14 protein-coding genes are annotated in these 8,915 nt (G+C 67.2%); 9 read left to right on the top strand and 5 right to left on the bottom strand.

The genetic code is table 11. The features are described from left to right. The 3 genes from EJK91_RS21050 to EJK91_RS21040 form a co-directional block, all read right to left on the bottom strand. Window positions 1–247, bottom strand: a 247-nt coding sequence (locus tag EJK91_RS21050; protein WP_164518059.1) for a WXG100 family type VII secretion target, incomplete at its 3' end; no start/stop codon positions are given. A gap of 48 nt (window positions 248–295) precedes the next feature. After that, window positions 296–1,465, bottom strand: a complete 1,170-nt coding sequence (locus EJK91_RS21045) for a PPE family protein (protein ID WP_052739981.1) — start codon at window positions 1,463–1,465, stop codon at window positions 296–298. A gap of 18 nt (window positions 1,466–1,483) precedes the next feature. Further along, window positions 1,484–1,783, bottom strand: a complete 300-nt coding sequence (locus EJK91_RS21040) for a PE family protein (RefSeq protein WP_024443724.1) — start codon at window positions 1,781–1,783, stop codon at window positions 1,484–1,486. Between the two features lie 230 nt (window positions 1,784–2,013). Here EJK91_RS21040 and EJK91_RS21035 point away from each other — a divergent pair, with 230 nt between their 5' ends. Genes EJK91_RS21035 through EJK91_RS21005 form a run of 7 tightly spaced genes read left to right on the top strand, consistent with a single transcriptional unit; the run spans window position 2,014 to window position 7,709 of the window. Next, on the top strand, window positions 2,014–2,931 hold the full coding sequence (locus tag EJK91_RS21035; RefSeq protein WP_024443725.1) for a metal-dependent hydrolase: 918 nt from the start codon (window positions 2,014–2,016) through the stop codon (window positions 2,929–2,931). Window positions 2,932–2,965: 34 nt separating this feature from the next. Further along, window positions 2,966–3,910 carry an alpha/beta fold hydrolase gene (locus EJK91_RS21030; RefSeq protein WP_024443726.1) on the top strand — a complete coding sequence of 315 codons (945 nt, stop codon included), beginning with the start codon at window positions 2,966–2,968 and terminating at the stop codon, window positions 3,908–3,910. Then, window positions 3,903–4,988 (top strand): PDR/VanB family oxidoreductase, encoded by a 1,086-nt coding sequence (locus EJK91_RS21025; protein ID WP_024443727.1) that lies wholly within the window; start codon window positions 3,903–3,905, stop codon window positions 4,986–4,988. Before EJK91_RS21030 ends, EJK91_RS21025 begins: the two co-directional genes overlap by 8 nt. Before the next feature lie 33 nt (window positions 4,989–5,021). Then, complete coding sequence (locus tag EJK91_RS21020) at window positions 5,022–6,026, top strand: alpha/beta hydrolase (protein ID WP_024443728.1); 1,005 nt, start codon at window positions 5,022–5,024, stop codon at window positions 6,024–6,026. A gap of 26 nt (window positions 6,027–6,052) precedes the next feature. Further along, a complete protein-coding gene (dapB, locus tag EJK91_RS21015; protein WP_024443729.1) occupies window positions 6,053–6,790 on the top strand; it encodes a 4-hydroxy-tetrahydrodipicolinate reductase in 738 nt (245 codons plus the stop codon). A gap of 50 nt (window positions 6,791–6,840) precedes the next feature. After that, complete coding sequence (locus tag EJK91_RS21010; RefSeq protein WP_369797622.1) at window positions 6,841–7,257, top strand: hypothetical protein; 417 nt, start codon at window positions 6,841–6,843, stop codon at window positions 7,255–7,257. A 50-nt stretch (window positions 7,258–7,307) separates the two neighbouring features. Continuing rightward, entirely contained in the window at window positions 7,308–7,709 is a 402-nt protein-coding gene (locus EJK91_RS21005) for a flavodoxin family protein (protein WP_164518060.1), read from the top strand. A gap of 6 nt (window positions 7,710–7,715) precedes the next feature. Here EJK91_RS21005 and EJK91_RS21000 read toward each other — a convergent pair whose 3' ends face one another. Next, window positions 7,716–8,021 carry a CDGP domain-containing protein gene (locus tag EJK91_RS21000; RefSeq protein WP_046302176.1) on the bottom strand — a complete coding sequence of 102 codons (306 nt, stop codon included), beginning with the start codon at window positions 8,019–8,021 and terminating at the stop codon, window positions 7,716–7,718. Window positions 8,022–8,144: 123 nt separating this feature from the next. Between EJK91_RS21000 and EJK91_RS20995 the strand changes: the two genes are divergently transcribed. Continuing rightward, on the top strand, window positions 8,145–8,366 hold the full coding sequence (locus EJK91_RS20995; protein ID WP_024443733.1) for a hypothetical protein: 222 nt from the start codon (window positions 8,145–8,147) through the stop codon (window positions 8,364–8,366). Window positions 8,367–8,380: 14 nt separating this feature from the next. Here EJK91_RS20995 and EJK91_RS20990 read toward each other — a convergent pair whose 3' ends face one another. Then, window positions 8,381–8,671 (bottom strand): hypothetical protein, encoded by a 291-nt coding sequence (locus tag EJK91_RS20990; protein ID WP_206430458.1) that lies wholly within the window; start codon window positions 8,669–8,671, stop codon window positions 8,381–8,383. 38 nt (window positions 8,672–8,709) lie between these two features. Here EJK91_RS20990 and EJK91_RS20985 point away from each other — a divergent pair. Further along, window positions 8,710–8,915: hypothetical protein (locus tag EJK91_RS20985; protein ID WP_164517961.1), on the top strand; the 206-nt coding region annotated here is incomplete at its 3' end.

Here is an 8,915-nt window from a genome sequence, read left to right as displayed (position 1 = left end):
TAGCGTCGCGAATCAACCCATCCCGCACCCCGTGCAGCATGTTCACGATGTTGCGAAACGCGGTCTGCATCTGACCCATGGTGTCCATCGAGGTCCGCTCCGCCAGACCACCCCAGCCCGCACCGGAGATGTTGGTCGACGACGCCCACATCCGGCGCGCCTCGTCCTCCACCGTCTGCGCGTGCACATCAAAACGGCCCGCCATCGAACGCATCGCGTCCGGATCAGTCATAAAACGTGTTGCCACTGCTTTGTCTCCTTGTTTTGTTGAAATTGATGTCCGCGGTTCGGTGACTCACCACATGGTTGAGCGACGTCCCTTGACGGCCTTTCGCTTGGCTTCCTCGACCGACTTGTTCTCCCGGTACTGCCCGTTGGCGCCTCGCCCGCCCATGGCCATCAGCGGTGCGCCGCCGAACAGCGGCATGCCGCCGAACATCCCGCCGCCGCCGATCCCCTCGGTGGCGACGACATTGGACGTGTCGACCTCAGCAGCGGCCAGCCGCATCTCCGGAGCGGCGGTAGCCCAGGCCTTGGGCACCGACAACCCACTGACCGACTGCGCGCTGCCGACCGACGCCGACGTCGCTGACGCCAGACCAGCCGACGCGGGTGCCGCCAGCGTCGGCGTCAGGCCCAACGGCACGCCCGCCGCGATGGACATCGGTGATGCGTCTCCCAAGCCGAACGGCGACGGAAGTGCTGCGCCCGCGATGAGGTACTCGGGTATGAAAGCGGCGATGATGGCTACGGTCAGGGCAGTTCCTATCGGAGTGACGCCCAGCGCCCCGAGGTCGGCGAGAATGTCGCCGATAACCGGAGGAATGGCCGACTGCGCTGCGCCCGGCAACACCTCCATCACTCCGTTGACCGCGGCTTGCGCGGCACCTTGCCCGAGCCCCTGGGCCGTCGCTGCCTCCTGCGCAGCTATGCCTGCTGGGTTGGCTGTCTGCGGAGGCGGCCCGAACGGCGCCATCTGCGACGCCGCCTCGGCCGCAACGGAATAGCTGAACATCGCGGTGGCGTCTTGTGCCCACATCTCGGCGTACATCGCCTCGGTAGCGGCGATCGCCGGAGCGTTCTGGCCGAAGAAGTTGGTCGCGACCAGTGCGGCCAACTGGGCCCTGTTGGCGGCGATCACCGGTGGCGGCACTGTCATGGAGAACGCGGCCGCGTGTGCAGCAGCTGCGGCCTTGGCCTGTGCGCCGGTCTGCTCGGCCTGAGCACCAGTGGCGTTGAGCCACGTGATGTACGGCGCGGCCGCTGCTGCCATGCGCGTCGACGCGACGCCCAGCCACCCTCCGCTGGTGAGTCCGGAGATCACCGACTGGTAGTTGGCCGCAGTGGTGTGCAGCTCGGCGGCCAGTTCATCCCAGGCTGCGGCGGCGGTCAAGAGTGACCCCGCGCCCGGCCCGGCGTACATACGTCCGGAGTTGACCTCCGGGGGAAGCATTGCGAAATCCATTGTCTACCCCTTCTGTCGTCAACCGGCCGCGAGGGCGTTGGCGGCCTCGGCGGCCGCATAGGAATTACTGCTGGAGGCAAGGGTGGCGACGAACATCTCGTGGATGGCCGTTGCTTGTGCGCTGACCTGCTGATACATCAGCGCGTGTGCGGCGAATCGTGCGCCCAACATCGCCGATACCTCGTCGGCGGAGGGCGGAAGCACACCCGTCGTCGGGGCTTGAGCCGCCGAATTCTGGGCTGCCAGTGCCAGACCGGAGCCACCGAGGCTATCGGCTGCCGTTCTGAGTTCCTCGGTATGCGCGTTGACGAAAGTCAATGGGTTTCTCCTCAATGAAACGGTCGCCGGCCGGGGCAGCTGGCTGGGGGCGCCCTTGACATTTCCTGTCAGTTGGCTTGGAGATCAAGCTGGTTAACAGTTTCTTAAACCGCGGCCCGAGAATGTAACCGGCGTGCAACAGACGGCTCACTTCGTAACCGCCCCGTAACAGGACGCAGGCACACGTCTCGCTTGACATTTGACGTATATTTGTCAAAAAAGGAGGCCCGATGCTCAGCGCTGACGACACCGCAGCAGGCCCGCACTCACCCGGTGCGGGAGCGCTGGATCACGAGCGCATCGTCCTGCAAGCCCGCGACGTCGGGTTCGACTGGTCGGACCTGCCAGTGCACTACGTGCCGGGCGAACCCTTCGTGACGCACTTCTGCAATGTGCTGCACCTGCTGCTGCCGGCCGGCGAAGAGTTCTTCGTCGAGGTGTTCAAGCAGGCACTACCGCTGATCAAGGACGACCAGCTGCGGCTGGACGTGCAGGGATTCATCGGTCAGGAGGCCATGCACTCCCAGGCGCACACGGCAGTCGTCGACCATCTGGCCGCACGTGGCGTGGACATGTCCCCGTTCACCGGCCAGATCAAATGGCTGTTCGACAAACTGCTGGGCGACCGGCCGGCCTGGAATGAGCGCCGTCAGCAGCGCTGGCTGCTGGAACGGGTGGCTCTGGTGTCCGCCGTCGAGCACTACACGGCGATTCTCGGCGAGTGGATCCTCGAGAGCCCGGCGCTGGACGAGATCGGGACACATCCGGTGATGCTGGACATGTTGCGTTGGCACGGTGCCGAAGAGGTCGAGCACAAGGCCGTCGCGTTCGACGTCATGAAGCACCTGCGGGCCGGCTTCCTGCGACAGGTCCGCACCCAGCTGGCCGTCACGCCCCTGATGCTGCTGTTGTGGGTGCGCGGCCTGCGGTTCATGTACAAGGTGGACCCGCTGCTGCCGGCCGGAACCAAGCCGCGCTGGCGGGACTGGTTCATCGCAGCGCGGCGCGGGTTGGTGCCCTCGCCGTTCGAATTCCTGCCGGCCATCGCCTCCTACTACCGCCCCGGCTTCCACCCGGCGCAACTCGGCGGGGTGGAGAAGGCGGTCAACTACTTGGCCATTTCGCCCGCTGCCCGCGCCACGCATTGACGGGGACGCGGACGAACCATAAGGAGCTCAGTCGATGACTACCACCACCACTGTGACGGCCGCCGACGGTGTGACACTTGCCGTACACGCGTACACGGATCTGGACCCGCAGCGCACGACCGTCCTGGCGATCCACGGCTACCCGGACAACCACCACGTCTGGGACGGGGTGGCTCGCGAGCTCATCGAGCAGCATCCGGGCCGCTACAACGTCGTCGCCTACGACGTGCGCGGTGCGGGAGCGTCGTCGGCTCCGGCGGATCGATCCGGCTACCGATTCCCGCAGCTGATCGCAGACGTCGCCGCGGTGATCGAGCAGCTGGGCCGACTCGGTGTGGACAAGGTCCACCTGCTGGGCCATGACTGGGGTTCGATCCAGGGCTGGGCGGCCATCACCGACCCGGCCGTGGCGGCCAAAGTCGTTTCCTACACCTCGATTTCGGGCCCGCACCTGGACTATGCCGGCCGCTTCCTGCGCTCGGCACGCAGCCTGCGGACGCTCGGCGATGTCGTACGGCAGTTGCTGGAGTCGAGCTACATCTGGCTGTTTTTGACCCCGCGGGTTCCCGAGGCGGCCTTCCGGTCCGGCTTGGGCGTCAGAGTCCTTGGCTGGCTTGACCGTATCGGTCGCTCCGGCCGGCCGCGCCCGGATATGCCCCGAGGCGAGAACGACTACGTCAACGGGCTCAACCTGTATCGCGCGAATATGCCAGGACCGTTTCTGAAGCCGTCGCGGCCGTTGCCGGCCACCGATGTTGCGGTGCAGGTGCTCGCGCCTCGGCTGGATGTATTCGTCAGCCCGGCCCTGCAGCGCTACACCGGTTCCATCCCGGCCAACAATCGGGTGCTCGACATCGACGGCGGCCACTGGGTGGTGATCGATCGACCCGACGTGATCGCCCGGCTCACCGACGAGTGGGTGCAACACAGCGTGGCCGGCGGTGCCGGCGCGTCCGGCAATGGCCTTCGGCATGCCTGACGTGACAGCGCAGATCTGGAAATCCCGTCCCGCCGACCTCTACGGCCGCCGCAAACATGACCGACTGTTCAACGCGCTCTGGGGAGCGATCACCGTATTCGGTGGGATGGCAGCGCTGTCGCGATGGAACCCCTCGCGGGTAGTCCCGGTGTCGCGGACGATCGCGGCCGTCGTCTCCAAGCGGGAGATGTTGACCGGCGACGTGGTGGCGCTCACCCTCGTGGACCCCGACGGTGGGCTGTTGCCGTCCTGGACGCCGGGCGGTCATATCGACGTTCAGTTGCCCTCGGGCCGCCGCCGGCAGTACTCGCTGTGCGGCGTGCCGGGACGTCGCACCGAGTACCGCATCGCGGTCCGGCGGCTGGACCACGGGGGTGGCGGCTCGGTCGAGATGCACGAGTCCTACGCCGAGGGTGACACGTTGGTGTTCGAAGGTCCGCGCAACGCCTTCCATCTGGGCACCGGCGAGAGCGAGGTGCTGTTCGTGATCGGCGGGATCGGCGTGACCCCGATGCTGCCCATGCTTCGGGTGGCCGCCCAGCGCGGAATCGATTGGCGCGCGGTGTATGCCGGCCGCAGCCGGGCCGACATGCCGTTGCTGGACGAGGTGTTGGCCGTGGACCCGCAGCGGGTGTCGGTGTGGGCCGACGACGAGCACGGACGCTTCGCCGGCACCGAGGAGCTGCTGGCCGGCGCCGGGCCGCGGACCGCGGTGTACGTCTGCGGTCCGAGCGCCATGCTCGAGGCGGTGCGGATCACCCGCGACGAACACTGCGATGCGCCATTGCACTATGAGCGGTTCAGTCCGCCTCCGGTGGTCGACGGGGTGCCGTTCGAGTTGGAGCTCGCCCGATCGCGGCGAGTGCTGGCGATTCCCGGGGACCGTACGGCGCTGGACGTGATGCTCGACGCCGATCCGACGACTGCATACTCGTGCCGCCAGGGATTCTGTGGCACCTGCAAGGTCATGGTGGTCTCCGGCGAGGTCGACCGCCGCGGACGCACCGCCGAGGGCGACCGAGAAATGCTGGTCTGCGTGTCGCGGGCCAAGGGAGGACGCGTCGTCATCGACGGCTGAGTCGAGCCCTATCGGTGCGGATAGAATGCCCGGATGTCTGGTGAGGCTGAGATTCATCGCGGGAGTTTGCGGGCCAGAATCATCTACGTCATCTTCGCGGCGGTGATGCCGCGCTTGGTTCGGTGGATCAGCCGCCGTGGCGGCCCCGAGGCCATGCCCGGAATGTTGGCGCAGTTGGGCCGGCGCACCAACACCGTCGCCCGCCTGCAACGGCTGCGACCGCACTTCCGGATCCGCTTCACGCGGGATCTCGCGACGGGGGTTCCCGTCGAGATCGTTCGCAGAGCAGACTGCATCGCCCCACTGAGCGACGGCGCCATCTTGTACTTTCACGGTGGCGGGTTCTTCACCGGAGGCCTCGATACTCACCTGCATGTCGTGGCGACGCTGGCCCGGCGCACCCGGCTGCCGGTGGTGCACGTGGATTACCGGCAGTTCCCCGACGTGAGCGTGGACGGCTCGGTGGAAGACTGCGTCGGCGCCTACCGCTGGCTGCTGGAGCAGGGGGCCGACCCCAACAAGACGGTGATCGCCGGAGACTCCGCAGGCGGTTTTCTCACCTTTGCCACCGCACTGCGAGCCCAGCAGGAAGGGCTGGCGGCCCCTGCCGGCGTCATCGGGATCTCGGCATTGCTGGAGCTTGAGGGAACGGCCCGCAGCACCCACGCGAACATGGGCACCGACGCATTCGGCATCGCGGACGCGCTGCCGGACCTGGTCGACCACGTGTGCCCGTTGCCGTCGATGCGTCACGACCTGTCGCCGATCAACGGCCGGCTGGAGACCATGCCACCGGCGCTGCTGATCGCCGCCGAGTCGGAGATCCTGCGCTGCGACAACGAACGTCTGCACGCCGCACTGCTGGCGCACAACCGGTCCAGCCGGCTCGCGCTGTGGACTCACCAGGTGCACGCCTTCCCGGCACTGTTCGGATTCCTGCCGGACAGCCGGGCGGCGTTCGACCTGATGGTCCGATTCGTCGCCGAACGCCTTACCGCCCCCGGCGAGGCCGGCGAGACCCGCCGGGAGGTGTCCTGACGCCCCTTGCCGCTAGGGTGGCAGCCATGCGAGTAGCAGTATTGGGCGCCAAGGGCAAAGTCGGCGCGACGATGGTTGCGGCGGTGCACGCTGCGGACGATCTGACCCTGTCGGCCGAGGTCGACGCCGGTGACGAACTGAGCCTGTTGACCGACAGCGGCACCGAGGTGGTGATCGACTTCACCCACCCCGCCGTCGTGATGGACAACCTGAAGTTCTTGATCGACAACGGGATTCATGCGGTCGTGGGCACCACGGGGTTCACCGAGGAGCGGCTGGACCAGGTGCGTTCCTGGATCGAGGCCACGCCCGGTTCGGCGGTGTTGATCGCACCCAACTTCGCCATCGGCGCGGTGCTGTCAATGCATTTCGCGGCGCAGGCCGCAAAGTACTTCGAATCGGTGGAAGTGATCGAGCTGCACCACCCGCACAAGGCCGATGCGCCGTCGGGTACCGCCGCTCGTACCGCCGCGCTGATCGCCGAAGCGCGAAAGGGACTGCCGCCCAACCCCGATGCCACCAGCACCGGACTGCCCGGAGCCCGCGGTGCGGACGTGGATGGTGTGCCGGTGCATTCGATTCGGCTGGCCGGGCTGGTCGCCCACCAAGAGGTGCTGTTCGGGACCATGGGGGAGACGCTGACCATTCGGCACGACAGCATCGACCGGACCTCCTTCGTGCCCGGGGTGCTGCTGGCGGTGCGCCGGGTCGCCGAATTCCCCGGGCTCACGATCGGCATCGAACCCCTCCTCGACCTGAAGTAGTCGTGACGAAGGTGTCGCCGGCCGCGCGGGTGAAGGTGCTGATCGTCTTCATGTGCCTGGCGCTGCTGATGTATCTGGCGTTTCTGGGTCGCATCGCGGTGCTGCTGATCGCCTCCGGTTCGGTGGCGGCGATCGGGATGGGGGTGGCGCTGCTGATCATGCCGTTCCTGGGACTGTGGGCGATGATCGCCACCCTGCGAGACGGGTTCGCTCACCAGAAGCTGTCGCGCCTGATCGCCGCGGACGGCATGGAACTCGACTCCGGTGCCTTGCCGCGGCGGCCGTCGGGACGCATCGAACGTGACGCCGCCGACGCCCTGTTCCACACGGTCCGTGCCGAACTCGATGCCGACCCCGACAACTGGCGGCGCTGGTACCGGTTGGCTCGAGCCTACGAGTTCGCCGGGGACCGCCGGCGCGCACGCGAGGCGATGAAGACCGCGGTCGCGCTGCAGGCACAGCAGTGAGCAAGACGCTGCTGGTGGTGCACCACACTCCGTCGCCGTTCTGCCAGGCGATGTTCGAGGCGGTGCTGTCCGGGGCGGCGGACCCGCAGATCGAGGGCGTCGAGGTGGTGCGCCGCGCCGCGCTTGAGGTCTCACCGGCCGACATGCTGGCCGCCGACGGCTACCTGCTGGGCAGCCCGGCCAACCTCGGCTATATCAGCGGCGCGCTCAAGCACGCCTTCGACGTCTGTTACTACCCGATCCTGGACTCGACCCGCGGCAGGCCGTTCGGCCTCTACCTGCACGGCAACGAAGGAACCGAGGGTGCTGAGCGGGCCGTCGACTCCATCACGACGGGCCTGGGATGGGTCAAAGTGGCCGACTACGTGGTGGTGTCGGGCAAGCCGGGCCAGCCTGACCTGGACGCGTGCTGGGAGCTGGGCGCGACGGTGGCCGCGCAGCTCATGGACTGAGTCCCGCTACGGGTCGATGTGGTTCTCCGGCATGTAGAACGAGTGCAGCGGGTAATCCCGCCCGGGCCCCATGGGGTGGCAGTCCTGCTGCGACGGCGGTGATTTCGGCGGCTCGTAGTAGTAGATGACGCAGCGCTGCCAGCTGCCGTCGGGCTGAATCGGACCGTCGCACTTCTGGGCGGTGGAGAAGAACAGCAGCGGGTTGTCCTGGCAGCCGGCCTGGGCCACCGGCGCCGAGGCGATCAGCCATCCGGCCGCTAGTCCGGTGGCCGTCAGCGCGGTGGTCAGGCCCCCGGTGAGGTAGCGCTTCACGGTCGACCCCTTCTCATCGCGTCGTGTTGTCGAGTGACTATGCCGGACGCGGCCGGTGTTTGTCGCAGATTATGCCCGCGGTTCCTGGGCAGTTCCTATCGTGAGGCGATAGGCTGCGATGCCGTGACCCATGCAAAAGACACCGCGTCCACGACGGAGTCCACCACGGACCTGCTCGCGCGGACCTTGGAGTCTGTGCGAGTCGCCCACGACAACATCGCGGAGCTGGCGCAACAACAGAACGGCATCTACGCCGTCGCCCAGACCGCGAGGGGCACCGCGCTGATCCACGACCTGCGCAAGCAACTCGACCAGCTCAACAAGATCCTGCCCTTCAAGAGCTAGTTGCCCCGTCCCCGTCAGGGCGGCGCCTTGTTGTGGGCGCGTTCGCTGTTGATGCGGTGGGCGCGGTCTTGGGTGCGGGTGTTTTTGCGGGTGGGCATCATGAGGTTGCGGTCGGCTGTTGAGGCCGGGGCGGTGGCTGGTGGTGCGGTGGTGGGWAGGCACAGGGTGGGGAATAGCAGGGCGCTGCCGGGTTGTGTGGTGTAGGTGTGGCCGGTGGGGCTGGTCCATTCGATGGTGCCGTTGGGGTGTTGGCGGTCGCTCCAGCCGCGGGGGCCGGTCCAGAAGGTTTTGAGCAGGTGGTGCAAGCGAACCGTTCTAGAACACTATGAACGGAGAACGAACCATGACCACCACCCACCCCGTCGACAGCTCCATTACCCAGGGCGCCGGTATCCCCGACGACGCGCTCGATGCGCTGGTCGCCGCCACCATCCCTGATAGGGACGACGCCACCGTGCCTGCCCCACCCGGTGCGATCGAGGTCGGCGACTGGTCGGACACTGCGGACCACACCTACACGTTCCGAGAGTTCGCCTGCGAGTTCTTCCC

The sequence above is a fragment of the Mycobacterium sp. P7213 genome, from assembly GCF_900604305.1.
Classification (GTDB): domain Bacteria; phylum Actinomycetota; class Actinomycetes; order Mycobacteriales; family Mycobacteriaceae; genus Mycobacterium.
Note: the sequence above shows the minus strand (reverse complement) of the source record. Positions and strands in the feature narration are given on the sequence as shown.

Bases quoted from the DNA above. Each gene is read 5' to 3' on its own strand.
- EJK91_RS21010 (WP_369797622.1), top strand. From the start codon at position 6,841: ATGTGCCTGGCGCTGCTGATGTATCTGGCGTTTCTGGGTCGCATCGCG.
- EJK91_RS21005 (WP_164518060.1), top strand. From the start codon at position 7,308: ATGTTCGAGGCGGTGCTGTCCGGGGCGGCGGACCCGCAGATCGAGGGC.
- EJK91_RS21035 (WP_024443725.1), top strand. From the start codon at position 2,014: ATGCTCAGCGCTGACGACACCGCAGCAGGCCCGCACTCACCCGGTGCG.
- EJK91_RS21020 (WP_024443728.1), top strand. From the start codon at position 5,022: ATGTCTGGTGAGGCTGAGATTCATCGCGGGAGTTTGCGGGCCAGAATC.
- dapB (WP_024443729.1), top strand. From the start codon at position 6,053: ATGCGAGTAGCAGTATTGGGCGCCAAGGGCAAAGTCGGCGCGACGATG.
- EJK91_RS21045 (WP_052739981.1), bottom strand. From the start codon at position 1,465: ATGGATTTCGCAATGCTTCCCCCGGAGGTCAACTCCGGACGTATGTAC.
- EJK91_RS21030 (WP_024443726.1), top strand. From the start codon at position 2,966: ATGACTACCACCACCACTGTGACGGCCGCCGACGGTGTGACACTTGCC.
- EJK91_RS21025 (WP_024443727.1), top strand. From the start codon at position 3,903: ATGCCTGACGTGACAGCGCAGATCTGGAAATCCCGTCCCGCCGACCTC.